General features: G+C 37.8%; 21 protein-coding genes and 4 pseudogenes. 12 read left to right on the plus strand and 13 right to left on the minus strand.

Annotation, left to right across the window (positions count from 1 at the left end; translation table 11 throughout):
• Positions 1 to 161: 161 nt before the first annotated feature.
• The 3 genes from LPA49_RS19100 to LPA49_RS19110 all read right to left on the minus strand — a co-directional run bounded on the left by LPA49_RS19100 (position 162) and on the right by LPA49_RS19110 (position 3770).
• Positions 162 to 437 (minus strand): hypothetical protein, encoded by a 276-nt coding sequence (locus tag LPA49_RS19100; RefSeq protein WP_036973786.1) that lies wholly within the window; start codon positions 435 to 437, stop codon positions 162 to 164.
• 650 nt (positions 438 to 1087) lie between these two features.
• Positions 1088 to 1609: a hypothetical protein gene (locus tag LPA49_RS19105; RefSeq protein ID WP_036973784.1), complete on the minus strand. Its 522-nt coding sequence runs from the start codon at positions 1607 to 1609 to the stop codon at positions 1088 to 1090.
• Positions 1610 to 1868: 259 nt separating this feature from the next.
• On the minus strand, positions 1869 to 3770 hold the full coding sequence (locus tag LPA49_RS19110; RefSeq protein WP_081759795.1) for a DEAD/DEAH box helicase: 1902 nt from the start codon (positions 3768 to 3770) through the stop codon (positions 1869 to 1871).
• 132 nt (positions 3771 to 3902) lie between these two features.
• On the opposite strand from LPA49_RS19110, the gene LPA49_RS19115 reads away from it, so the two are divergent.
• Positions 3903 to 4577 carry a hypothetical protein gene (locus LPA49_RS19115; RefSeq protein ID WP_051501950.1) on the plus strand — a complete coding sequence of 225 codons (675 nt, stop codon included), beginning with the start codon at positions 3903 to 3905 and terminating at the stop codon, positions 4575 to 4577.
• A gap of 139 nt (positions 4578 to 4716) precedes the next feature.
• On the opposite strand, the gene LPA49_RS19120 is transcribed toward LPA49_RS19115, so the two are convergent.
• The gene (locus LPA49_RS19120) at positions 4717 to 5631 is read right to left on the minus strand and encodes a permease (protein ID WP_036973782.1); all 915 of its coding nucleotides are present in this window, start codon (positions 5629 to 5631) and stop codon (positions 4717 to 4719) included.
• Positions 5632 to 5737: 106 nt separating this feature from the next.
• Here LPA49_RS19120 and LPA49_RS19125 point away from each other — a divergent pair, with 106 nt between their 5' ends.
• Positions 5738 to 6028 carry a helix-turn-helix transcriptional regulator gene (locus LPA49_RS19125; RefSeq protein WP_036973781.1) on the plus strand — a complete coding sequence of 97 codons (291 nt, stop codon included), beginning with the start codon at positions 5738 to 5740 and terminating at the stop codon, positions 6026 to 6028.
• 176 nt (positions 6029 to 6204) lie between these two features.
• Here the strand turns inward: LPA49_RS19125 and LPA49_RS19130 are convergent, their stop codons facing one another.
• Positions 6205 to 7338: a hypothetical protein gene (locus LPA49_RS19130; protein WP_036973780.1), complete on the minus strand. Its 1134-nt coding sequence runs from the start codon at positions 7336 to 7338 to the stop codon at positions 6205 to 6207.
• Positions 7339 to 8696: 1358 nt separating this feature from the next.
• Here LPA49_RS19130 and LPA49_RS19135 point away from each other — a divergent pair.
• Both LPA49_RS19135 and LPA49_RS22400 read left to right on the plus strand, forming a co-directional pair.
• A complete protein-coding gene (locus LPA49_RS19135) occupies positions 8697 to 9356 on the plus strand; it encodes a hypothetical protein (RefSeq protein ID WP_036973779.1) in 660 nt (219 codons plus the stop codon).
• A gap of 10 nt (positions 9357 to 9366) precedes the next feature.
• The gene (locus LPA49_RS22400; protein ID WP_081759794.1) at positions 9367 to 9663 is read left to right on the plus strand and encodes a hypothetical protein; all 297 of its coding nucleotides are present in this window, start codon (positions 9367 to 9369) and stop codon (positions 9661 to 9663) included.
• 490 nt (positions 9664 to 10153) lie between these two features.
• Here the strand turns inward: LPA49_RS22400 and LPA49_RS19140 are convergent, their stop codons facing one another.
• Together LPA49_RS19140 and LPA49_RS19145 are read right to left on the minus strand one after the other, a co-directional pair.
• Positions 10154 to 10864 carry a transposase gene (locus tag LPA49_RS19140; RefSeq protein ID WP_230237493.1) on the minus strand — a complete coding sequence of 237 codons (711 nt, stop codon included), beginning with the start codon at positions 10862 to 10864 and terminating at the stop codon, positions 10154 to 10156.
• Positions 10865 to 10885: 21 nt separating this feature from the next.
• Positions 10886 to 11386 (minus strand): helix-turn-helix domain-containing protein, encoded by a 501-nt coding sequence (locus LPA49_RS19145; RefSeq protein ID WP_230237495.1) that lies wholly within the window; start codon positions 11384 to 11386, stop codon positions 10886 to 10888.
• A gap of 38 nt (positions 11387 to 11424) precedes the next feature.
• Between LPA49_RS19145 and tnpA (LPA49_RS19150) the strand changes: the two are divergent.
• Positions 11425 to 11820 (plus strand): annotated as a pseudogene (tnpA, locus tag LPA49_RS19150) (IS200/IS605 family transposase).
• 252 nt (positions 11821 to 12072) lie between these two features.
• Here tnpA (LPA49_RS19150) and tnpA (LPA49_RS19155) read toward each other — a convergent pair.
• A complete protein-coding gene (tnpA, locus tag LPA49_RS19155) occupies positions 12073 to 12492 on the minus strand; it encodes an IS200/IS605 family transposase (RefSeq protein WP_036973777.1) in 420 nt (139 codons plus the stop codon).
• Positions 12493 to 12556: 64 nt separating this feature from the next.
• Between tnpA (LPA49_RS19155) and LPA49_RS19160 the strand changes: the two genes are divergently transcribed.
• From LPA49_RS19160 to LPA49_RS19170, 3 genes and pseudogenes are all read left to right on the plus strand, one after another.
• A complete protein-coding gene (locus LPA49_RS19160; RefSeq protein WP_036973776.1) occupies positions 12557 to 13699 on the plus strand; it encodes an RNA-guided endonuclease TnpB family protein in 1143 nt (380 codons plus the stop codon).
• A 79-nt stretch (positions 13700 to 13778) separates the two neighbouring features.
• Positions 13779 to 14231, plus strand: a pseudogene (locus LPA49_RS19165) (EAL domain-containing protein); the annotation flags it as partial.
• 197 nt (positions 14232 to 14428) lie between these two features.
• On the plus strand, positions 14429 to 15754 hold the full coding sequence (locus LPA49_RS19170) for a diguanylate cyclase (RefSeq protein WP_036973977.1): 1326 nt from the start codon (positions 14429 to 14431) through the stop codon (positions 15752 to 15754).
• A gap of 193 nt (positions 15755 to 15947) precedes the next feature.
• Here LPA49_RS19170 and LPA49_RS19175 read toward each other — a convergent pair whose 3' ends face one another.
• From LPA49_RS19175 to tnpA (LPA49_RS22405), 4 genes and pseudogenes are all read right to left on the minus strand, one after another.
• A complete protein-coding gene (locus LPA49_RS19175) occupies positions 15948 to 18545 on the minus strand; it encodes a TraC family protein (protein ID WP_036973975.1) in 2598 nt (865 codons plus the stop codon).
• Positions 18546 to 18559: 14 nt separating this feature from the next.
• Positions 18560 to 19279: a TraV family lipoprotein gene (locus LPA49_RS19180; protein WP_051501974.1), complete on the minus strand. Its 720-nt coding sequence runs from the start codon at positions 19277 to 19279 to the stop codon at positions 18560 to 18562.
• Positions 19280 to 19285: 6 nt separating this feature from the next.
• Positions 19286 to 20020 (minus strand): DsbC family protein, encoded by a 735-nt coding sequence (locus tag LPA49_RS19185; RefSeq protein ID WP_036973974.1) that lies wholly within the window; start codon positions 20018 to 20020, stop codon positions 19286 to 19288.
• Positions 20021 to 20363: 343 nt separating this feature from the next.
• Positions 20364 to 20758, minus strand: a pseudogene (gene tnpA, locus LPA49_RS22405) (IS200/IS605 family transposase).
• Between the two features lie 38 nt (positions 20759 to 20796).
• Here tnpA (LPA49_RS22405) and LPA49_RS19190 point away from each other — a divergent pair.
• From LPA49_RS19190 to LPA49_RS19200, 3 genes and pseudogenes are all read left to right on the plus strand, one after another.
• Positions 20797 to 22023: pseudogene (locus LPA49_RS19190) on the plus strand (RNA-guided endonuclease InsQ/TnpB family protein).
• A 439-nt stretch (positions 22024 to 22462) separates the two neighbouring features.
• Positions 22463 to 22678: a hypothetical protein gene (locus LPA49_RS19195; protein WP_036973973.1), complete on the plus strand. Its 216-nt coding sequence runs from the start codon at positions 22463 to 22465 to the stop codon at positions 22676 to 22678.
• A gap of 84 nt (positions 22679 to 22762) precedes the next feature.
• Complete coding sequence (locus tag LPA49_RS19200) at positions 22763 to 23560, plus strand: hypothetical protein (RefSeq protein WP_036973972.1); 798 nt, start codon at positions 22763 to 22765, stop codon at positions 23558 to 23560.
• 447 nt (positions 23561 to 24007) lie between these two features.
• On the opposite strand, the gene tnpA (LPA49_RS19205) is transcribed toward LPA49_RS19200, so the two are convergent.
• Positions 24008 to 24463: an IS200/IS605 family transposase gene (gene tnpA, locus LPA49_RS19205; RefSeq protein ID WP_206769683.1), complete on the minus strand. Its 456-nt coding sequence runs from the start codon at positions 24461 to 24463 to the stop codon at positions 24008 to 24010.
• 77 nt (positions 24464 to 24540) lie between these two features.
• Here tnpA (LPA49_RS19205) and LPA49_RS19210 point away from each other — a divergent pair, with 77 nt between their 5' ends.
• Complete coding sequence (locus tag LPA49_RS19210) at positions 24541 to 25920, plus strand: transposase (RefSeq protein WP_230237497.1); 1380 nt, start codon at positions 24541 to 24543, stop codon at positions 25918 to 25920.
• The last annotated feature ends 4 nt before the right edge of the window (positions 25921 to 25924 follow it).

The raw sequence follows: 25924 nt of genomic DNA on the forward strand, positions 1-25924 counted from the left end.
CTGACTAGTTTATAAATGGTAAGTGTAGTTGATAAATTAGGTACTGTACTTTTATAGCATATGTATTTTTAGTTTGAATAAATAAAACTCATCTTAATAAAAACATTATACTCTATATATCAGTTGGTTACGAAAAGGTAATGACCTACTCTATGACAATATTAATTTTTTGTCTTAATCAACAAAGTCAAAACTTGTGAAACTAATTGGGAGAAATAATCTTCGCTATACTCTAACACTTTTTCTAACTCGGCTTTGTTTTTAGAAGGCTCTAAACCGATAACAAAGTTTTCAAACTCTTGGCGGTTATCTAGTATCGAAATCACATTGTCGATTGTTAAATTAGGCTTTGAACCCTCTAGCAAAGCAATAAGCTTAAGTGAAAATTTACTAAATGGGCTTTCATCACAATATTGCTTAATTTTTTCTGCAATCATACCTACCTCAATATTTAAAAAACCAAATTACTTATAAAGCACTAGACGGCGCTAGTAATGAAATCTCTTTGTTAAACGATTGAAATCGCTCGTTACACAAAGCCAGTACAAGCTTATTTTTATTCTTTTTTGTTAACGATCTATTTTTTAGATTCGCGATGAATTTCACTCAAAATGGCAAAAACTAAAATCACAAAGCACCAAACAGGTAGCCAAATAAAGGTGGCTAGATTGCTTTGGAAAGTTGTAATGTTTTCTACACTCCAATAGCTATTGCAATATATGGCCATTAAAATAATGTACGTTAGGATGCTGATAGCGAGTACGATGTACCAGGTTATAGTATTGAGCTCGCTTCTAGCGCTTATTAATATTATTGACGAGCTTGTTAACACGAAGATGTTTGAATACACAATCACTAAAAATATATTAAGGAATTCGATGTCGAGTGTGAAAAAAGCATCGATGCTGCCTAAGTTCTCAACAATGAGCGAATGAACGTACAAAATGAAAACTAAGAACGCTGTCAAGACTGCTGCTGTAACAAGACTGGTCGTTATATATTTACATCGCTTTAATTCTTCTGATTTCACATTACTCATACAATCACCTTACTGATTTTATATTGTCTTGATAAAACCGACTTAACCTCAATCTAATTGATAAGAACGCAGGTTTTCTGCTTCACTATTAGATTTTGTTACCTTTGAATTCGTGGCTCGTAATTCTGTTGGCGCATTTTTAATAGCAAGCGATGCACACATTTTCACTTGCTCTAAACCATATTCGCTTTTTTGTGTTAATCCCGATTCAATTAGAGCTTGCTCACCTTGGATGCTTACTTTTATTTCAGGGCAATCAACATATCTCAGGCTTGGGCCGCATGACCACTTTGCATAGTCATCTGATCTGCTGCTATTACTTGATGTAATAGAATAACTAAACTCATGAGCAGTATAGCTTTTACAATCAAGATCAAAAAAACCTGCCCTTTTTAATTTCACTGAACCAATTTCACTAAGCTTCTCTTTCTCAACCGGGGTTAAGCTCATTTCAATATCCGGTATAGAGCCTCGGTAGTTAGACACCCACACTAAAATACCCGCAACTAAAAGCGTAACTAATAGTAAAGTGAGTAATGTGATCAGCTTACGTTCTGAATTGAATTCCACAACAAACTCCAGATTTGAAATTTTTAGACAACTTAATTAGCTTCTACAGTTATTTCTGTATCCAACCTATGAATACCAGCAAAGTAAATTTGTCCTCTGCTAACCGTTTAAAGATAAGATCTAGATTTGTTAGTAATATATCAGTATATATTTATCGTGCTCCGCGAGTTTTATTTACTATTTTTAGTTTTTTTTTGCGATTCCGTGAGATATTTATGCTTCACAAAGAGAGCAAAACAATGAAATTGAATGTTAAGAGTTAATTTGTATTTTCTAGTGTCGATAGAATTTCTTCCACATCAGAAACTTCAACTTTTTCATCAATTAATATGGATTTAGTAGACCCGCTTTGAGATAAGTCGCTTGCTTTTACAATATCGCCAAATCCTCTTAAGATCATATCTTGTTCGGCCAATTCATAACCATCGTCGAACTTAGTTAAGAGAAGTAAGCGTTGTAATGATTTTTCACCAATCTCAGTTGGGCAATATAAATCTAGCTGTCCTTTTCCACCATGACGTACTAAACGTCCCCGTATTTGATGGCACGTTATTGTTCCGAACCTTTCAGCATGATAGATGATCGTTTTTGTTAACCGAGGGATAGTCAAGCCAATTTCAACCATTGTTGTAGAGATTAGTATGCTAGCCTTGCCCGACTTAATATCTGCAATTGATTTTCTGTTGTGGTCTGGACTGCAACCAGAATGAATATACCTAACTTTGTTTCGGGCAAACTTGTTCCACTTCGTGAATACCTCTTCTACAGATGCGAAATTCTCAGAATTATCCTTTGTGGGACATACAACGAGTACTTTGTTACCAAGCTCAACTTGATTAAGGCATTCTTTCATTAGTGCATGGCTTTCACTTTTAAGTCTTAACTTAGTGGTTATCTCTTTCTTAGCATGACATTTGGTAAGTCTGAATATGTGCTTTGAATTACCATACGAAATCAAAGCCTGGGTTCTAGGTATTGGAGTAGCTGTTGCTTCCAAAAAGTGTGTATTTTCAGAAAGTAGTAATTCTCTTTGCTCAAGTCCAAACCGATGCTGTTCATCAACCACAACTAAATCCAGTACACCAACCCTTCGATGTAACAGAGCGCTTGTACCGATTAGAAAATTCGTTTCCTCTAAGTTTGTTTGTTCTGTTTCTAATGTAACTAAGGCTGGCTTTAACGAACCAAAATATGAATTTAGCTCTTCATGAATTTGCTCTGCAAGGGTTTGGCTAGGTAACATAATCGCTGCTCGCCCACCAGCGGAGACCACTGAAGCAGCGCAAATTCCGTAGACAACTGTTTTTCCAGTTCCTACATCACCAATTAGAGCCCCATCTACTTTGGTACCTTCCTTAAATTTATTGGTTATTGATTCAACAATTTGTGTTTGTTCTGTAGTTAATTCAAAAGGAATTTTTTCCTTTAGCACGTTGATAGGTAGACCGTGTAAAGAATTTACAAGTTTATTTGGCTCTCTTGGATTTAAGGCATTCATTTCACGGATACAATATAAGGCGGCAATTCTTTTTATGACACCCCTAGCTTCTTCCCATAACTCTACCGAACTAGGATTGTGCAATTCGGTTAGAACATCTTTTAAAGTCATTTTCTTAGTCTTTAAAACTTGTCTAATGTTTGGTACCCATTTTATAACCTCCCTTAGATGTTTTTCTGCTTGATTAAGTGTGCAGGGTAACTGTTTTCTAATAACCTCTCTTACCTGCTCTTTAGACAGGTAACCGCGCTTAGATTTGTAAATTGGTACGTATTTCCCAATGTCAGCACTGGATATCAATTTTGCTGCGCGTAAGTTTAGGTAAGCCCCATTAGCAAATGAAACTCCTTTAAAGTAGTAGGTTGAACCAACTTCAGCCAGACTTTCTTCAATAAGCTTTGTATCACCGAAAAGCTTTATTGAAAGTAAGTAACCTAAATCGTCAAACAGCTCAATTGTTAAAACCCCTTTCCCTCTAACCCAATTGAAAGATGGTGCTGATACTAATTTTCCAGCTATTACTATTTTATGGCCGCTTAATTGATATGCCTTAGAAAATTCAGTGACAATGTTTGTGTAATCTTCAATTTCAACTGGGCAAATTAATGGCACCTGCCAAGCATGTTTAATACCAAAGCACTCTAATGATTTAAGCTCCATCATTTTCCCCGTCGTTGAATCGTTCCTTTATATTCCCTCATATTGAAAAATGTGCAACTTGGAGGTTTTTAACTCTAAAAATGCGCGATATCTATGTTTTGAAATAATGAAGTAAATTAATTACTGGATTTGTTTATGAATAATCATCCTCAATATCAACCACAATATCAGCCTCAAAAAAGTGCGAATGAGTATTTTGATTCTAGTCAGATGCATAACACTGGTGCTGAATGTCCAAACCAATACGTGAATGAAAACTATACTCCTAGTCATATGCATAACAATAATGCTCAGTCTCCAGTGAAACAGAGTCAAGAGGGTCAAACACAAAGCAGTGATTTCAACCCTGATTATGCTCCCGGTGGTAGGTATTACTCAATTAAAGTTCATGCAAGTAAAGCTGCTGTCGAATTCAAAGCAGATATAACAAGGAAAGGGGTTATTACTATTCGAATTGAGGCCGCTTCTGGAGCAAATAAAAGTTATGACTGGAAAAACAAAATTTCCATTCAGCTTACTCAGCTAGGTTTGATTGAATTTCTATGCGCATTTTTATTCATTAAGGAAAGTATTGAGTTAAAGCATTACGGAGCTAAGAATGACAAATCATTAAAGGTTCAATACCAAGAAGGGAAATTGTTTGTGCAAGTATCACAAAAAGGTAAAAAGCTTTGTGGAGTACCTATTCCTATAAATGAAGCAGTACGTATAGGTCAATTTGCACTGGACTCTTATTTGAAAAACTTCGACAACATTAGTGCTGAATTTGCTGTGCAGAATTTTAACCGAGCAGCTAGTTTGGGTCTATAAGCGCTTGAGCATGGATGTTGAAGATGTATTCACAAAGTTATATTAACAAAGCCTCTCATCACAAAGGACCTACTCAAACAGGTCCTTTTGTTGTGCTTTGATGATAAAACGCAATCTATGTACAGTACGTTTACCTAGACTAAAAAATAAATTGATATAGGAAACCTGCGCTAATAGCCATTGATAAAATAACAATTAGAAATGCAAAGATCATAGTGTTTTTGAATATTGATTTTAGCAAGATAACTTCTGTTAAGCTTGCACCAGCACTACCTATGATTAATGCCATGACGGCGCCAAGCCCCATCCCTTTAGCTGCTAAAGCTGCACTTAGAGGAATGACAGCTTCAGCTCTTATATATAACGGAACACCAATTACTGCAGCAAATGGGATAGCAAAAGGGTTTTCCTCACTAGCTACCTTTGCAACAAGCTCTGTTGGCATAAAACCATATATAAGTGACCCTATTGCAATGCCGCCAATAAGATAAGGTAATACTTTTTTAAAATCACTCCAAGTGCTTTTCCAGATTCTTACCCATTTGCTCTCTGACTTTGTTTCCCCTCCACAAGCCGAGCCGCATCCAGTTTTTTCAGGTTCAATATAAGCTTCTGGTTTAACGTATTTTTCAAAACCAAGTTTTTCTAGTGTTACACCAGCAATAATTGATACTCCCATCGCTATTGCGAAATAAAATAGCGTGACTTGAATCCCAAAAGTAACAGCGAATAAACCTATAATAATTGGATTAAGTAGAGGGCTTGCGAACAAGAAAACCATCATTGTTCCAAATCCAGCTTTTGCACGAAGAAGCCCTTTCAAGAAAGGTATTGTAGAGCAAGAGCAAAATGGAGTTATTGCACCAAGAAAACTTGCGACAAAGTACCCTTTTCCGTTTTTACTGCCCAATATACTCTGTATTTTTGCTGGAGGAATGTACTCCTGTAGAAGACCAACAAAATAACTAATCGCCAAAAAAAGCAAAGTTAACTCAACGGCTAAAAAACCAAACATATTTAAAGTATCAAAAACCATTTTTTCAGTAATATTCATAACAAACCCATATTTCTAGAAGTATCGAAACATTAAATCTAAACAATATACATGTCAACAAATTTCTAGTAATATCGAAATATCGAATTAAGGAGGCAAGTTAATAATGGGAACTGAAGAGATAGCTAAAGCTTTTAAAGAGTTGGGCCATGCTACCAGATTACTTGTATTTAAGAGGCTTGTAAAAGCAGGTGAAAAGGGCGTTAGTGTAGGCACACTCAAAGACGAGTTAGATATTCCAAATTCAACATTATCGCACCATATTGCTAGCCTTGTTTCAGCAGGGTTAATAAAGCAAAAAAGAGAAGGAAGAGTCTTATATTGTTCGGTTGTATACACTAAGTTGATCTCAGTAATTTCATTCTTACAAGATGAGTGCTGCATCGATGAAAAATAAGAGAAATTCTTGAATCAGTTATTATGTTATAGAAATTTTTTAGCAACTAACTATAGGGACTGATGTCAGGTATTAACTATTATCAGCTATCAGCCATTCCTTACCAAATTTGGTTTATCTCTATAAATCAAATTTGGCAGTTTGGGCTAAAGTCTAATCAAATAGGCTAATCTACCTTATTGCTCGATCAACAGTGTTTCAACAACTTCTTCTGTCGTATTACTTTTGATTTTTATTTTTTTAGCGTGTTTATTAAGTGACACGATTTCATCACAGAACCCTTCTGTTGGGTATAGAGTGTACTTGTAGTCTATAACTTTATCTTCATCGTCCTTTACAGCAGCGATATCATACTTCTCTAAAATGCCAGCATTAATAAGATCTTTCATAGTTGAAGTCATATTTCTGCGAATAGCAATTAAACGATTTTCAGTAATGTCTTCTGACTCAATAGAGCCAAACTTAATCATTATTCTTACAAGCATGAAGTGATACGTCTTTTCAGGGCTGGCGTATCTAAATAGTGTATAAAGTCTGGTTGTAAGCCAGCTAGATAAGGTTCTCTTAAATTGTTGCGCCTGGTTAAAGTAATATCCTTTATAAGATACAGTTTCAATTTGCTGAGCCATGTACTCATTAAGAAATACAATGCATCTCTGAGTGCTTGGCCCTTTTTTACCAGAAAAATGAATTGACCCCAGATAAGGCATTTTTGCTTCATTTGTTTCTACTTCACCATTTGAGCTGGTGCTGTAGTTAAAAGACAGTTGACTCCCTGACAGGATTAGTAGCGCTTCCTTTAAATCTGGATAAGATAATGATTGATTAACTGACTTAAGCTCTGCATTTAGTTCATTCATTTTAAAATGAATTGCGTAACGAGTGCCGCTTGCGTTATTAATCTTAGAAATATTGCCTTTAGTTGCAAGTGATATAAGCGCCCTTTCTACCTTTTCTTCGCGGTCAGATGGCCAAGCAACATAGTCAGTTTCTTTACCTTTGATTACAGCTGGTGAAATTTGTAATTCACCGGTGTATTCAACACCATCCAACTTATCAGAAATAGAACGAGAATTAACGAGCCTTTCTGGTGCTTGTCTAATTGGGTATATGGTAGTTTTAACTCTTACAAAACGAGACCATAAATCGTATAAAGGAAAGGTATTTGATAACGAATTTGATTTCAAACCTTCAAAATGCACATCAGTAAAGAGTTTGAGCTGCTCAACCTCAGCGGCTTCCTGAACTACTAGCCCTTTAGTGCTGATAGTCTCTGGCAAATTATTTATTGTAAGTTTGTTTTTGCTCATACCGAAATTCCCGCATACTTGAATTTCAAATATATCAAATCGCTATATAAATAACACAGTAAAATGCACCATTATTAAAAATCTCTTTATAATCATTAAGATAATAGAGTGTAACTGTGATCTGACTACCTATTAAACCTATTAAAAATAACGTGTAATTGCGATCTGGTAGTTTGAGTAACAGTATGAATAACGTGTAACTGCGATCTGAGTTCAAAACCTATCTATTTGATTAACGTGTAATTGCGATCTGGGATGAAATTTGAGGCCATAAAATAACGTGTAAATGCGATCTGAGATGAAATTTGAGGTCAAAAAATAACGTGTAATTACGATCTGGGATGAAAATTGAGGCCGAAAAATAACGTGTAAATGCGATCTGGGATGAAACTTGGGGTCATAAAATAACGTGCAAATGCGATCTGGGATGAAATTTGATGTCATAAAATAACGTGTAAATGTGATCTGACACAAAAATTTAGCTCATAAAATAAAGTGTAAATGCGATCTGAGAAGCTACATAACTACTGAATAACGTGTAATTAGGGTCTGAAATTTATTTTCAGTTTATTATTTCATCAACTTACTTCTGTGTGCCCGATGTGAACTTAAAACTATTGATCAAAAATAAATCAGAAAAATTTGCTCTAAAAAGGACAGAGAAATTACAAAATAAAGTGTAAAACCGATCTGAAAAATAAAACGCATATATTTCATCGACTTACAGAATTGTACCACACGCAAACAAAGGTAACGGGCGAAAAAAAACTTTTTTCAAATGAAAATTCACTAAACTTCTGTAGTATGGATTCAGCAGGGCTGTGAATAACCCCTTAAAAAAAGGTGTAATTGCGATCTGAGAAGCGTGCAATTGCGATCTGGTACAGTAATTTGGCCTATTTTCAATCATTTCGAATAAAAATCAAACTGTGGTTGTGAATAAAATAAAGTGTAAATGCGATCTTGAGCAATGTCGTTGTGGATATTTTACAGACAACCCTTTATAACCTGTTGATAATAATATCAATATGAGTACCAATAACGTGTAGCTGCGATCTAAGTAAGGTGTAATTGCGATCTAAATAACGTGTAATTGCGATCTCGTTTATTTTTTATTAGCTATAAAAATCAATAAGTTAATAACACAATCCACAGCGCTAACCTAAAGATCTAACCTATATATTTAACCATCATTATCCTTAATATTTATTCTTAGCTCTCAACAAATCAAATTAAAAATGATATTTGGTATTTAAAAAGAACTAAGCTCAATACCTTTAGTTAATTAGTTCTTTGCAAAATGCACGATGTAATTTAGCTGTCATTCTGTTGTTAAATAAACAATAGAAGGCATATTCATGAATTTTTCAATCTCACTCTCTACCGCAAAACATCTGTTTGTGGATGCTTGTGGTGTAGCAAATGGCTCAAAATGCAACATATCTGCGTTGGATTATATCCACTTCTCATTAATTGGCGGCATAGCAGAAGTGCTAGGAACGGACACTCAATCGATTGTTAGGCAATCTTCACCAATTGATGCGTTTGAAGATTATGAGATTTGTATCAAAGCCAAAAAACTTAATACTTTTATAAGTAGCTTTACCGATGAAAGTAAGCCACTAAAATTTCAATTCGATGAAAATAAAGTAATTGTTAAACATGGTCGTTCAAGAGCTTCAATAGCTACAATGTCATGCGATAGCTACCCTATTCCCAAAATTGTAATTCCTATTGGCTTTCAATTTTCTTGTGATGCTGAGTCATTTAAGTCTGCTATTTCTGGTATTTTTTATGGCAAGGCGAATAACGATGTAAGGCCGTTCCTAAATCATATTAACTTTTCTATAAATTCTCATCAGATGAAGTTATACACTAGTGATGGTCATAGATTGGCTAAGGATATTATTCAGTTAGAAAATTCTGTAGATGATTTGAATGGTATCTTGCCATTTAAGCTTGCTGAAATGCTTCTACAAGCACAGCCTGATGGTACTTTGGCTTTTTCTTTGATGTGAGCCACTTCTATTGGTCAGCAGAAGGTACAGTATATGGCACAAACTTTCTCATAAAGGTATTTTTTGGTATATAAGTTATAACGCCAAGACGAACTTTTCAATTATCTACCCTGCCCTTCTTTTTTGTTTGGAAAAAGATAAACAAGAAGAACCAAATGGGTTAATTGTGTTTGCTTTGCCAAGTAATCAACGACCTAATGAAAATACGCATTTGTATCATGCGCCACTGATGAATATTTATTCGAATGGAGTTGTTTGCCAAGGAAATGCAACTTTACCCAAAAAGATCACATCAATTACTGAATGAATGAAGGCATGAATGATGTTGAGAAAACTGTACTGGCCTCAAACTTTACTCACGTAAACCACGAAAAGACCCTTAAAGCAAAGGAAGTTGTAACAACGCAAAATTTGCTCGCATTTTGGATCGCTAAAGCCAACACAAGGAGCCTAAGTAATGCAAAAGTAAGAATGCGAGAGTTAAATCGATTTATGCGTTTGGGAGAGTTTTTAAGCTCGGCCTTGTGAATAATTCACATTATATGTCCGGCCATATTAAAAGGTTAAAAAATAAACATACTTTTAATTTCATCAGAGTGGATTTCTAAACCATTAAATGTATCAGTAATTGGTGCGGGTGGTACAGGATATGCGTTTTTATCAGAATGTTTTCAGCTTGATTATTTGTTGCGAAAGGTCACTAATCATCAAGTTCACTTAAACATCAGAGGGTATGACGATGGTGAACTACCCAGCAACATCGGTTCATTCTGATCACAGGGCTTCTACAGTCTAGCTTAACGGCTAGGCAGCTTTTTTTTCTCAGATCCAAAATCCAACTTCGATAATTCGAAGACTTTCATTTTAACAGATTGTTTCTGCTGAGATGCGGGTGTTACCCTTGCAACGATTCCAGCCGCAATTATATCTAATTCACCTGTACTAGCTATGCTTTTAGCAGCAGCTAGATCGCGGCTTTGATACGCTCCGCAAGCCGTACAAGTAAAACGCCTATCATTCAATGTTAAAACATGGCGTTGCCCGCACTCCGAACAAATTCCAGTGGATTTTTCAAAACGACCTATTTCATGATAGAGCTTGCCTTCTAGCTCAGCTTTATACTTTGAAAGCTGAGTGATCAAACCCATCACGTTATCTGCAACCATGCTGCCATTGAACTTTTGCATTGCTTTTACGTTTAAATCTTCGAACACTAAAATATCATTTTCATTGGTTATCTGTCTTGAAGTTTTGTGCGCAAAGTCCAGCCTTTGCCTTGAGATTTTTCCGTGTAATTTATTGATGCGTTGTTTTGTTTTTTGCCAGCGATTTGAACCTTTGGTTCGACGTGCAAGCTGGCGTTGCAATTGATTTAACTTCTCTATTGCTTGCTTTAAAAACTTCGGGTTGTCGGCCACGAAACCGTTCGAACCAACCACCGTTTGCTTTGAGTTGATGTCAAAGCCAGAGAGCATTTCCAAAACTTGTTTAGCCGTTTTGCATTCCACTTCCTGAGTGATACTGCATTCCTATTTTCCGTGATGATATTGAACAGTGACGGTCTTAATTTTGCTCACTAGCTCACTATGCAGAGCGATTGGCACTTTGCCGACCTTCGGAATACTGATATCGCCATTTTCGATTCGAATGCAATTGGCATTATTAACGGCTCGAAACGAGTCATTGTGAAGTCTTTTCTTTTTGTATGAGACTTTATGCTTTGGAAAGCGCTGCAAACGAACCTTTGAAAAAGCATTCTTAACAGCAGTTTCTAAATCGCGAGCAACCTGCTGAGCCGCTGCTGAATCAAAAGATTTAATCCACGCAAACTCTTCGAAAGGCTTTAATTCCTTGTGAAGCGAGGCCATTTCTTTGTAAAACAAGAACGTCTTATCGTACTCATATCGACGCATATTTTCAGACAACAACAGATCCCAAATGCCACGCGCTGTCGCACTAAACTCAATAAGCTTAGCTTCTTGCTCTGGCGTAGGATTTAGCCTGTAGTTGTATCTGAGCGTCTTTTTCATATACTGTATAGACTACTGTATAAGGTCGAGTTGTCAAGTTGGAATATGAAACTAAATCTCACTGCAAATATTTAATTGCACTTCATTTAATTCTGGTAGTTAAATCCAGAAAACCTTTACTAAACGGAAATCTGGGTAAGTTTGTTAAGAAAACGGTTTTCGATGTTTCTCTATCTTCTGACTTCAGGATCGAAGAGGTTGAAATAGACAAAGATCACATTCATATGCTGATTACAATCGGCACTCGATATTCTGTAGGCTAGTACGCAAGGAGGATTAAACAAGCGACAACTACTAAAATCTGGAAATCATTTCCTTACCTCAAAAACCAATTTTAGAAAGAGAAAACATTTTGGTCTGATGGATACTTTGTGTGTTCTGTAGGAAATGCTAGTGCAGAGATAATACGAAAATATATTCAAGAGCAGGGGTGACACAGATTCATCCCCGCGACATCACTTCGCTCTGATCACGGGGTTTTCTCGGTGAATTTTCGATAAAGCAAAGGTTCGTGCTGATATGGGGCGTTTTTTTGCTAATGATAATCGTGGTTCTCGTTATAATAAATCACTAATGTGGTTAGATTTGGGTAACGGACGCGCATCAGGCCAGATTATTTTAGCGATTTCGCCGTAAACCCTCGCCCGATTAGGGCGGGGATATAAGGCGTAAGACGCGATAGCGTCTTAATCTGGGGTTGATTGACTTTCCACATAAGCTTTTAATGTTTCAATAGTCACACCGCCAGCAGTGCAAGCAAAGTATGAACGAGACCATAGGGCGGAGCTTGTGCTCTGCCTTGTAAGGTGCGTGTTTTGTAGTCGTAGTATACGAGATGAAACTGCTTTTAAGTTGTTAACCATTAGGCTGATTGAAAGTTTAGGAGGGTATGAGATCAGTAAATGAACGTGATCCTGTTCACCATCCATTTCTATCAATTCGCATTCAAGTTTTACACACACTGAGTCAAAAGCTTCCCTTAATTGTTCGATCATAACTCCAGTAAACAACTTGCGCCTGTACTTCGTTGTAAATACCAGATGAATAATCAATTTGCTCAGGCAGTGCCTTTTTTGAGGCAGTCTTGAAGTAACTCTTTGCTGTATGCACTCACTTTACAACCCCAATATAAGCCGATAATATCTTGAAATTATACAGGTGAGCAATGAAATGCTAAAAGCAACAAAAGTACGCATTTATCCAACACAAGAGCAAGCTGAGTTTTTAATCGCTCAGTTTGGTGCCGTGCGTTTTGCGTATAACAAAGCGCTGCATTTAAAATCGCACATGTACCGCAAGCATGGTGTCACACTGAATCCAAAAAAGGATATAAAACCACTGCTTGCCGTTGCTAAGAAATCCCGCAAATACCACTGGTTGAAGCAATATGATTCAATCGCCTTACAGCAATCGGTGATCAATCTTCACCAAGCCTTCGACAACTTCTTTAATCCGAAGTTGAAAGCCAAGTATCCACAATTCAAACGTAGACATGGCAAGCAGTCGAGCTACCACTGCGTGGGTGTAAGGGTACTTGATGGGGCAATTAAGCTTCCAAAAATGAAGCCTATAGAGGCGAATGTTCACCGTGAGATTGCGGGTGTGATTAAAAGCATCACTGTAAACCTGAGCAAGACAGGTAAGTTCTACGCATCAATCCTTGCGGATGATGGAGTGGAACTCTCAACACCTCTCCACACGTTAAGAGCAGTGACAGGTGTCGATCTGGGTTTGTCTCATTTTGCGATTGAGTCAAACGGCAGAAAGACAGCCAACCCAAGATTTGTAAAACGCGCTGAGAAGAATCTCAGACGTAAGCAGCGTCAGCTATCCAGAAAAGCCAAAGGCAGTGCTAATCGTGCAAAAGCTCGGATACTTATTGCTAAATGTCATGAAAAGGTAGCGAATGCTCGCGCTGATTTTCAACACAAACTCTCTCGAACTCTCGTTGACGAAAACCAAGCGGTGATAGTTGAGACATTGAAATCAGCCAATATGATGAAAAACCGCAAACTTGCAAAACATATTGCTGATGCCTCATGGCATAGCTTTGTTGCGAAATTGGAATACAAACTGAAAGAGCAAGGTAAGCACCTAGTAAAGCTAGATCAGTGGTACGCCAGTTCTAAAACCTGCTATTGTTGCGGTCATAAAATGGAAGCAATGCCCTTATCGGTTCGCAAATGGGATTGCCCGTCTTGCGGTACCAGAGATATTGATCGCGACTTAAATGCCGCCCTAAATATCCGGGATAAAGGCATTCTGGAATTAAAGGCGGCTGGACGGTCGTCTCTGCTTATGGAAGCTGCATAAGTCTCGATACTATCGAGCAACGGCTAACGAAATAAGAAGCATCGCCTGATAAGGCGATGAGAAGTCACAACCTGCCCAAGTTGCTTCTGAGGGCTTTAAGCGACTGGTTAATTATTATTTTCGAAAATTCAAAATTGATATGACAAGAGTGATATTTGAAGTTACTGAGCGCCCCTGTTCGCACAAGATGTTCAATGATGTTTTGGTGAACACCAATTCAATGACAGCAAATGGGTATCTATTTGCGATTGATGATTTTGGTACCGGTGTCTCTAATTTTGAAATGCTATGCGAGCTTGATGTGTACATGATAAAGCTTGATGGAAACTTTGGTATTAAGTCTCTGCATGATATTAACTGCCAGAAGGTTTTTAAATTCGTATCGACTTTCAACGAGTCTTTCGGATGTAAAGTCTGTGCTGAGGGCTTGGAGACTGAAGAACACGTAGAATTAGCAAGAGGCCTTGGCTTTTGTTTTGGCCAAGGCTATGGGTTGGGAATGCCAAAAGTATTAACGGGTATTGTGGAATAATTTGTAGTAGCTCATATCTGATCTGACATCATACGCAAATAGGTTTAGACTTTATCTGACAGGCTGCTATGAGCGATCAAGAGAGGGCCACTGAACTTCTAAATTGAAACGCAAAATCTACAAAGCAGACGTTAATCTTTATTAGATAAGTTTTTTAATCTACTCTTTCTATATTGAATTCAGTAAGTTGCTGTTTTATGTTTTTTTCCAATTTTTCATTGCGTACTCGTGTATTTGCATTTTTCATTTGTTTGCTGGTTGTCAGTACCTTTAATTTTGGGATGATGACTTATTTGGAGAATAAATCTATTAATAATTTTGAGCAGGTTACTAATACAAACAGCATCTTGATATTAAAAGGGGATTTATTAGATAACATTGTTAACGCAGAGAGTGGACAACGAGGCTATTTAATTACGTCTAATAAAAATTATTTGAACCCGTTCCAAAATGGTAAAGCCAAAGCTCAGTGGAGTTTAAACAAGCTGCAAGAGTTAACTATCAGTGATCCTACTCAACAAGAAATGCTATCAGCTTTAGAAACATTAATTGATAAGAAATTCTCTGAAATGCAAACAACTATAGATTTGCATTTTTCAGGTCGGAAAGATGAGTCTATTGCTCTTGTAAATACTAACGAAGGTATTGAATTAATGGAGAGAGTTAGGTCAATACTTCAATCCCTTAACGATGACTTGATTTATAAACGAGATATACAGCAAAAAGAATTAATCACCCTCCAAGAAAATATGCGTTTGATATTTATATTTGAATTAGTTTTTTTCGCAGTGGTTTTGCTCTTCCTAGCTTTAATCGTATCAAAAACAATACTTCAACCAATTAATAAACTTATTGTTTCGGTGAAAGCATTTGAGCTAGATAGAAAGTTTATACCTGTTCAAATAAGCTCTAGAGGTGAGCTAGGTCTTCTCGCTCAAACCTTTAATAATATGGCTGCAAAAGCTTCCTCTGCTGCTTCCGAAATGAAAGGTGTTATCAAGAAGACAGAGAAACAAAGAGATCAAGCTCTGATTGAATCAATTTCCGATCCGTTAACGGGGCTTTCAAATAGAAAGTTTATGGAGGTTGAACTAAAAAAACTAATGTTATCTAGCAAGCGATATGAAACCGCCCTGAGTCTAATTATGCTGGACTTAGATCACTTCAAGAAGGTTAACGATACATACGGTCATGTAATTGGCGATCTTGTTTTAAAAAGAATATCGAAACTAATAAAAAGAACAATGAGAGCCTGCGATTTAACAATTCGATATGGTGGAGAAGAGTTTATTATCGTAATGGATCATACAGCATCAGATGAAGCTATGATAAAAGCTGAGACCCTCAGAAAAGACGTAGAGGGCTTGGAAATAGAAGAACTAGGGGGACACCCTATTACAATAAGCTTGGGAGTTACTCAGCTATGTCAGGAAGACGATTCCATAGAAAGTTTCGTAGCAAGAGCCGATGAAGCTTTATATAAGGCCAAAACATCAGGTAGAAATCAGTGCCAACTTATATAGACCTTATATAGACCTTTTCAAATCATATAAAACAAAGCTTTTTAAAAAGGTCGGTTATGGGAGAAGGTCTGTTTTTGATATTTGCACAAAGCATAATTTTAGTTTGAACGACTCAAAATGGCACATATAAGATTGTCAGATTTGATTACGTTTTATCTTCGAATCTGACAGATCAAGTTAAGACTTATTCAGATTACCCCCTTCCCTTCTCTTTATTTGCAAGTTCTAGAGCTTCTTTAATTGAATAACCTTGAGACTTAAACTTTTCTACTAACTCCCTGTCATCTGGATCTGTTGAGTAAACTAGTTGGGTTTCTTTATCTACAAAAAGCTTAACTATTTCCCTCGATTGCCCGTATCTCACTAAGATTTCTGAGTAATGGCCCTTATCAGTATGAACGCTTTTCATTAAATCATAGTCTTGATCTGTACCATCATACGCTTTTAACTCTTTGAGTTTATCAACGGCTTCCGGTTCCTGGGCCAACATAAACTTCCATGGACTATTGTTAACAATGGCCATCCCTGCTTGGCTTTGGTAAGCATCAAGTAAGCTCTGTGTGATACAAATGCCAGCTGCACGTGTTTTCCTGAATCGACGCCAACCTGTTTCAAGGAATTCGGCTAGATAATTGATTTTACCCGGTTTGTCTTTAAGGTATTCCCAAGCTTCATCGAGAATGAAAAGTTTTCTTTGTTTGTTGCCTGATAAAAACATTGCATGTTGAGCTGCGTTGATGAGGCTCATCAGAACACATTGTGATAAGTGAGGTTGCGAGGATAGTTCATCCATCTCACAAACGATTAATCGTGATTTGAAGTTTATTGGTGGGTATTTCTTACCAAAAAAGTCTCCAAAAATTCCGCCTTCACACCATGGTTTTAGTTGGCGCCCTATCCTCTTTATTTCAACATCTTGATGCTTTTCACACAGCTCAGAAAAGTCTGTGATTGATGAATCTTTCCCTTTAAGGTTCCAAAGCTCAGTGAGTACTGTAAGCATTTCTGTAGATTGATAGTCACTTAAATCACCTGATTCTGACGCCATTGCTTTCAGCAAGGAATGAACCATGGCTGCTTGACCTTCTTTGCCATAAAAGTCATCAATATTTGCAAATGGATCAAGTGAAAACTTCATGTTCTCATTGAAGTCAATGAATTGAGCATTCTTATACTGGCTTGCTAAGTTTTCATATGAGCGACCTTTGTCAATAACAAACACTTGAGCGCCGTCAGTATCTCTGCCCACATCAAGCCGGCTTTTAACACCAGAGCCTAGATATGAAGTGATTAGCTTATTATTGAAAAATGACTTACCAGCTCCAGAGCGAGCGCAAATAAGTGCATTAAAAGAACCATCTGTTTCAAATATGTCTAAACCGAATATTTGCCCAAAGCGCGTGACAAACTCTAGAATTGGCCGTGAAGTGTTTCCTTTCCAACTCGCGCTATGTGGTAATAAAAATACAGCCCCTTTTGCCGTCCATTCATCAAACCGGTCTGATAATTTTATATATTCATCATCAAGTCCAAGAGGTAAAGCGTTTAAGAAAGTGCTAGGCGCCAAAATTGTTTCTATGTTGAACTTGTACTCTTTACGTTTGAAGAATGCCTGCAGCTTCCTAGTCGCAGTGAATGTTTCTTTCTTGTTCTCACCAAGGACTATCATGCTTAGGCTAATTTTACATAATCTTGAGTTTTTCAGTTCATCTTCGATTGCAAAATAATCTTGTGCCTGGTCTTTCAAGGTTGAAACCCACTCCAGCATTTTTCCTTTTGCTTGTTTTTTTAGCCATTTGTTACGGCGATCAAATTCTTCATTTGCCGAATGAATACTTGGTAACTGTACGTTAAGCGTCATTAAATATGGGTTCCAAGCAACCGTTCGCTTGCCAAAACGCCAATCACCTAGCAGGTTTATAATATCACCGTAGTTCAAGTAATCGGGTGTTTGCTTGAGGGTCATGACTGAAGCAAATCCATTTGACTTCTCATCTAAAGATGAAAATTCTAGACCATATTCATCACGGTTAATTATTCCGCCCTGCTCTAATATTTGCGCACCAAGTGGGACAAGCTTGTTGATTTTTACTTTATCTCGCCAAAGCGCATTAGGTGAGTGATTGAAGAAAGTCTGCATTCTTGAAAGCCATTCTTCATCATTTAAAATCAATGGGGCTAAGCCTAACCCTTCGAATATTGAATATGTTCTATCTTTTATCTCTAGGAACTCTTTGAGCTCTTTATCGGAAGGGATAAAGTTTTTAACTGGGATTTTTACTGTGATCCAATGTTCAAAATCTCTTGGCCGGATACCTGATTTTTTATCAAGAGACTCTTTTCTTGCTTTAGAGTAATAATTAATTACTGATTCGCTCATTGCATCAGCAAGCTCACCGTCTTCACCACCAATCCGCTTCCCTCGTAGTTGCCTGTAACCATTTAGAAAGCCATCTATTCGTGGTAAAGCAGCTAGGCTTAGTTGAATTAATGTGTTGTGAGGAAACTCATCAGATAGAAAGCCTTCGTAGGCTGTTCTTATTTCGTTGTTTACCCCGTTAGTTGGTTGGCAGGCGATAACAAATCCAATGTATCCCCCTTCCATTAAGAACATTTGATATTCTTTAATATATTCCATTACACAGTTTAATTCTGCGGCTTTATTACCTCCGAGAAGCTTTTGCTGATCTTCAATGGTGCTTCGCCAAAGGGGGCCAGCAAAATTCTGCTGGGTTTCTTCGATATCTGGATTCAATATCTTTTCGATAGCTTCTTGGATTTTATTCAGCATGCTATACACCTATTTTACTTATTAGCCTCAGGCTGAGGTCTAGAAATGCTCAACGGATCGATACCTTTGGCCATAGTTTCTTTTCTTTGGCTTGTTACTTTGCTTTTCTTTATTGTTTGAAATGGTAATACTCGACTTGGGCGCATTTGAGCTTGATGGCCTGTTACCCAGCGTCTTGGTTGTAATTCAACATAAACGAAGCCTGGAATATTCAAATCTCCAGACTTATCTTCCCAAGCAGCAACATAAATACGCATTGCTTTAGCTTCTTCTAGAACAGCGAGAGGCTCTGGCGCGATATCATTTGGAACGTAATTGAAAGTTCTTAAGTCATCTAACTCATCGTGTGATTGTTTCGAATATGACATTGTGTCATTGCTAGCGATACCAACAATGTTGGCTTTGTCATAATCCTGTGCGTTTTGTCTTCGCAAACTTCTTGGTTCATATACGTATGTGATGTCTTCCCCTTCACTATTAACGTAAATGATTTTTTGGTTTCCTTCTGAATTTGACTTTTTTTCACCTTCGTTTTTTGCATATTCTGCAGTCATCATGTGCTCAAGGTGGTCTTGATTGTTGGTTAACTCATAAACCTCCATCGGCCCTTTACAGAGACCAAGTTCTGGTTTACCTGCACATGAAAATTCCTCTTCACCAATCGTAAATGCTGAACACCCAGAAAATAATGAGGCTATGGCTAGAATTGAGCTGATTTTAAAGATTTGTTTCATTGCTAGTTACTCCATCTCAAGCCATGCATCAAAATCGCTTGGTAGCCCATTAAAGGTTAAACCATCTTCACGAACTAGGAATGGGGTCCCTCTAGCCTCAAGCAATCCCATAACGATAGGTGCTTTTTGAACAGCCTTGGCATCGCAGTCTTCTCTCATTTCTGTTGCTAGTTTTGTCTTGTTCATAAGGTCGATGACAGCTTTAGATTTATCAACAGCGCAATTTAGGCGTTTAGACTCAAGTAAAGATTGGCTGCCCAGCATCGCTGTTAGTACAAAGTCGACATTGTACTTTTCTGGAGATTGCTGAATTTTATTGAACAGGGCGTGGCAGTATCCGCAATTAGGGTCAACGAATATTGTTGCTTGCTTGGGTATGTCTTGGTTGCCAAATGATAGTGTTGCAAGCTCATCTAGTTTTACGCCCATTTTTTCAAGAGGGACACGGTGAGCATTTCTTGCTTCGCTCAATTCATCAATAGTTCGTCTAAACCATGTATCAATTAACTGCCCTTGAAATACAAAGCGGCCATTCTTAGATACAAAATATGTTTGTCCTGATTTAGTCTTAACCAGCATTAAGTTTTCAACAGGGAGTTCTTGAATACCTTCGATATCACCTTTTTGAGAAAGAGTTTGTTTTAATTCTTTCGGATTAATTGATTTCGCCATTGAAGATACGCTTAAAAGACTTACAGTTGCTAATAGACCAATAGCCGTAATTGTTTTCTTTAGTGACATTGTGACTTACTCTTTAAATTGACATACATGTCATTGTAATCTTGGCTATAGAGTGAAAAGGGGGGATTAATTACTGATTTTTACTTTTTTTCATGGATTTGGACAAAACAGAATTTTACTAACTCGATGGTTGATATGCTTGTTTAATCAACAAATTAAGGTGAATTTAGGATACTCAAAGCTCTAAATACTTAGTTTTAGGCATGATAAAGCCTTAGGTTGGTAAAATACTGATCTAGGGTTAAGGTTGATATATACCAACCTTAACGAATAAAGTTTATCGAAAATTCACCGAGAAAACCCCGTGATCAGAGCGAAGTGATGTCGCGGGGATGAATCGGTGTCACCCCTTCTCTTGAATATATTTTCGTATTATCTCTGCACTAGCATTTCCTACAGAACACACAAAGTATCCATCAGACCAAAATGTTTTCTCTTTCCAAAATTGGTTTTGAGGTAAGGAAATGATTTCCAGATTTTAGTAGTTGTCCCTTGTTTAATCCTCCTTGCGTACTGGCCTACAGAATATCGAGTGCCGATTGTAATCAGCATATGAATGTGATCTTTGTCTATTTCAATCTCTTCAATCCTGAAGTCAGAAGATAGAGAAACATCGAAAACCGTTTTCTTAACAAACTCACCCAGATTTCCGTTTAGTAAAGGTTTTCTGTACTTAACTACCAGAATTAAATGAAGTGCAATTATATATTTGCAGTGAGATTTAGTTTCATATTCCAACTTGACAACTCGACCTTATACAGTAGTCTATACAGTATATGAAAAAGACGCTCAGATACAACTACAGGCTAAATCCTACGCCAGAGCAAGAAGCTAAGCTTATTGAGTTTGGTGCGACAGCGCGTGGCATTTGGAATCTGTTGTTGTCTGAAAATATGCGTCGATATGAGTACGATAAGACGTTCTTGTTTTACAAAGAAATGGCCTCGCTTCTTAAGGAATTAAAGCCTTTCGAAGAGTTTGCGTGGATTAAATCTTTTGATTCAGCAGCGGCTCAGCAGGTTGCTCGCGATTTAGAAACTGCTGTTAAGAATGCTTTTTCAAAGGTTCGTTTGCAGCGCTTTCCAAAGCATAAAGTCTCATACAAAAAGAAAAAACTTCACAACGACTCGTTTCGAGCCGTCAATAATTCCAATTGCATTCGAATCGAAAATGGCGCTATCAGTATTCCGAAGGTCGGCAAAGTGCCAATCGTTCTGCATCGTGAGCTAGTGAGCAAAATTAAGACCGTCACTGTTCAATATCGTCACGGAAAATGGGAATGCAGTATCACTCAGGAAGTGGAATGCAAAACGGCTAAACAAGTTTTGGAAACTATCACTGGCTTTGACATCAACTCAAAGCAAACGGTGGTTGGTTCGAACGGTTTCGTGGCCGACAACCCGAAGTTTTTAAAGCAAGCAATAGAGAAGTTAAATCAATTGTAACGCCAGCTTGCACGTCGAACCAAAGGTTCAAATCGCTGGCAAAAAACAAAACAACGCATCAATAAATTACACGGTAAAATCTCAAGGCAAAGGCTGGACTTTGCGCACAAAACTTCACGACAGATAACCAATGAAAATGATATTTTAGTGTTCGAAGATTTAAACGTAAAAGCGATGCAAAAGTTCAATGGTAGTATGGTTGCAGATAACGTGATGGGTTTGATCACTCAGCTTTCAAAGTACAAAGCTGAGCTAGAAGGCAAGCTCTATCATGAAATAGGTCGTTTTGAAAAATCCACTGGAATTTGTTCGGAGTGCGGGCAACGCCATGTTTTAACATTGAATGATAGGCGTTTTACTTGTGCGGCTTGCGGAGCGTATCAAAGCCGCGATCTAGCTGCAGCTAAAAGCATAGCTAGTACAGGTGAATTAGATATAATTGCGGCTGGAATCGTCGCAAGGGTAACACCCGCATCTCAGCAGAAACAATCTGTTAAAACGAAAGTCTTCGAATTATCGAAGTTGGATTTTGGATCTGAGAAAAAAGAAGCTGCCTAGCTGTTAAGCTAGACTGTAGAAGCCCTGTGATCAGAGTGAATCGATGTCGCTGGGTAGTTCACGTTTCGATTAAGACCATAGTAAGTCCGATTCCATAACGCGCACTTTTGAAATAATTAACCTCGAATAAGTGGCGAATTCACCCTGAATAATTTGAGTTAGCATTATGTAACTATTTGATAGTATGGTTTTTTTTGTTTTTTTTGTGGCTGGCGAATATTTAAGGTTTTTTATAATTGATTGAGGTTGGCTTTATGATTTTTCGAGTTTATATTTTGGCGAATTCACCTTGAATAATTAAGTGTAAATATATTTTAGTTATTGTTCTGTATGACTTTTTTTTAAAAATAATCGTGGAGAATATTTAGTTATCATTTCAATCAAAGCACGTTCTATATCCTATGTGACCATAGTTACAAAATTTAAGTTGGAGTGTGAAGTGAGTGTTTTCAAAGTTAATCCAATAGACATCATTGATAGCGTTGTTGTTGGAACAGTTAACCAAGTAAGTAGAGAGAAATTAGTTGCTCAAGCCTTTTCTTCATCTGTAGCTGATATAAGAGCTCTAATTGAAAATGAGCGAGCAATAATTACTTCTTTATGTTCGTTTGGGAAAGACTCGACAGTTACACTGCTAATTGTGATGGAGGCTTAACGTCAAGCTATTGCAGCAAAAACCATTGAACCAGAACGCCCATTGATCGTATCGACAGTTAATACAAAAGCAGAAGCGATACCTATGCAAATGTTTGTTAACTATGCCAGTAAGAGAATGCTTGAATATGCTAAGTCTGTAGGTATCAATATTCAGTTTAAATTAGTCCAACCTTCATTGAACAATGAATTCTTCATTAGGTACGTTGGTGGCCAGAAAATTCCAGCAACACCAACTCGCTCCGGTGATTGCTCAGTAATTTTAAAGGTTAACCCAAACGAACACTTTGTTAACTCTCTTGTAGAGTCTATTAGGCACTCAAAGAAGTATGGCTATTATGCCAGTTCACCAATTATTTCTTGCTTAGGTTCTAGGGAAAAAGAGTCTTCGCGTAGGTCAAAGAATATGGAGCGACACAATCTAAAAGGTAAGTCTGCAGAAGATTTAATGAACTCAATGACATCACAGTCTATTGGAAACTCAAAAGTCTACAATTATGCTCCAATTCGTGACTGGGAGACTGATGATGTATTTCTTTTGCTCAGCTTGGCTGGTTCAAAACCACTACAAAGATCTTGCTATGACATACCAGGTTTCTTATCAAACTTTGGTCTTTTAATCGAGATATACGGTAATGGTACAAGTGAGACTTGCGAAATTGCTACAGGTCAAAGTGGTGGGGCAGGTTGCAATGGCAAAGCACGCTACGGGTGTTCTATTTGTACTATCGTTTCAAAGCAAGATAAAACAGCTACTAACCTTGCAAAGTTGAAACGTTGGGAAGTGCTTGGTGTAGAAAATACATTAAGGCTAAGAGATTGGCTATTTAGAATTAGCTCTAACATGAGCGAGCGCTCCACGCTCGGGCGTTTGATACTGTAGGGTACAATCGTGTTGCTTTGCAACCGAATACTTTAAAGCCTAAGCATTTAGATAAAATTGTAAGGTACGCCTGCCAGCTAACACAAGAAAGCATTTCTCATTCAGAGCGTTTCAAATCTTTAGTAGAGCAGGGTAGAGAAGCTGAGCATGAAGGTGTTCAGTGTATTCAAAACGATGTAACTCTACCCCCTAAAATAAAGAAAGCTTTTTTTAGAAATGTATACAGAAGCCTTACTAAACCCTCAGAACCTTAATTACTACTTTAGTGAAGTACATGCCGTGCTTTTATCTTTTCGGTGGTCTTTGGATGGTATCGGAGCAGCACCATTTAGGCCTTTAGCTATTTGGAAACAGATTGAGCAAGGAAAAGGGTGGATACCATACCCAAAATTGAACATTAGGCTTGCGCAATCTCACCCTTTCAAAGGCGAGTCAAGCAAGAGGTAACTAGTCTTTTTTCTGACTTAAAGCGCGTGAAGTTTTTACGGCTCTTTCACTTGGCGGTGTGTTTTGATTTTCAATGTACTGCTTAATTACATCCAAACTCGCGCCGCCGCATGACACGACACAATAACTAGGCGACCAAAAGTGATTTCCCCAAAGCATCGTCTTAATCCGATTCCAATACTCACGCCTTAGTATATATGACGACTTCCCTTTTAATTTGCCAACCAAATTCGATACAGCAACTTTGGGGTGAATAGACACCATTAAGTGAACGTGGTCATGTTCTCCACCAAACTCTAAAAGCTCGCAATCCATTTGCTTACAGGTTTCCTCCATTATCTCTTTGGTTCTATCTAACATCTCTTTAGTGAAAACGTCTCTTCGGTATTTTGTAACAAATACTAGATGAGCATTATTTTTAAATAGGCAGCTTCTGCCTGTTCTCCATTCGTACATTTTACTTATAGACTAGATTGACAATTTAACGCTAAGTGTAATAATAGTTACCGCAATTGACAACCGACGGAAAGAGCATGCTAACTGGCATTAAGCTACGTGCTAACCCAACATCATATCAAAAACTGGTTTTAAGCCAGTGGATGGGTTGCGCACGCAGTATTTGGAATGCCAAAGTTGACGAAGAAAAGTATTACCGCACCTTTGCACGTAAATACTACCCAACGGGCACTTATGCCCCAATTGACCAGAAAACATCACAATTCAAGTCGAAGGAGTTAACCCCTTGGCTATCTCGATGCCCTAGTCAGATTATCCGAAACAGTGCGGTTAACTGGTATCAGACTTACCAAAAATTCATGAAAGGCGTGTGTGGGCGACCTAAGCGCAAACCTAAAACTGACCGAGGTAGCATCTATCTTACTCGTGAGGTGTTCAGCTTCGAACGTTGCGGAGATGGAAACTTACGACTATTTATCGGCACGAAGACTAATAATATTGGTTACTTATCCTTTAAAGCGCATGGCAAGTTCGAGAGCCCAAACTCGCTATATGTGCGCAAAGAGCGTGGTCAATATTATGTATCTTTCTGTTATGAAGACGGCAATAGCGAAGAAGAACTTCCTAGCAATGCTGAACATTTGGAATTCTTGCAGGGTTCAACCAAAAAATATCTGGAAGAACATACTATTGGTGTAGATCGTGGCGTGGCAATTCCTGTTCACGCAGGCTCTATAACGTTCGATTTCTGCGAAAACCAGAAATCGAACATGACCAAAGCTGACCGCTATATCAAGCGACTTCAACGCAAGTTATCACGCCAGAAAAAAGGCTCTAGCCGAAGAAACAAAACCAAACATCGCATTGCTACGCACCATGCTAAAAAGGCGAATATTCGAAACGATTTTGCACATAAAACAAGTCGTTCGTTAATCGAAAGCAAGGCTAAGGTTATAGTGTTCGAGGCTTTACGAACCTCAAGCATGACGCGCAAGCCAAAGGCGAAGCAGGATGAACAAGGTCGGTATGTGTCAAACAAAGCCAAACAAAAGGCTGGGCTAAACAAGTCTATTTTAAACGTTGGCTGGCACATCATAGAGATTTACACCAAATACAAGGCCTACCAAGCAGGAAAAGCCGTCTTCAAAATACCCGCCCCGCATACCAGTCAGGAGTGCGCTGAATGCGATCACACTCACCCCGACAACCGTAAATCACAAGAGCTATTTGTGTGCGGTAACTGTGGCAATACTGACAATGCAGATAACAACGCATCAAAGGTCATAAAGAAACGGGCAATTAACCTAATATTAGACACTGGAACGGTGTTGTCTGGCGATGGAGTTCTAATAACTCAGGCAGATAGTGGACGTGGAGGCAATCGTAAGACTAGCCGAGTCAAAAGCTCGACTAGCGGTGTCCAACGAAGCGTCAAAAAAGAAAGGTTAGTAGCTTAGGCTA

The organism is Pseudoalteromonas sp. MB41 (genome assembly GCF_020966275.1).
Taxonomy (GTDB): Bacteria; Pseudomonadota; Gammaproteobacteria; order Enterobacterales; family Alteromonadaceae; genus Pseudoalteromonas; species Pseudoalteromonas lipolytica.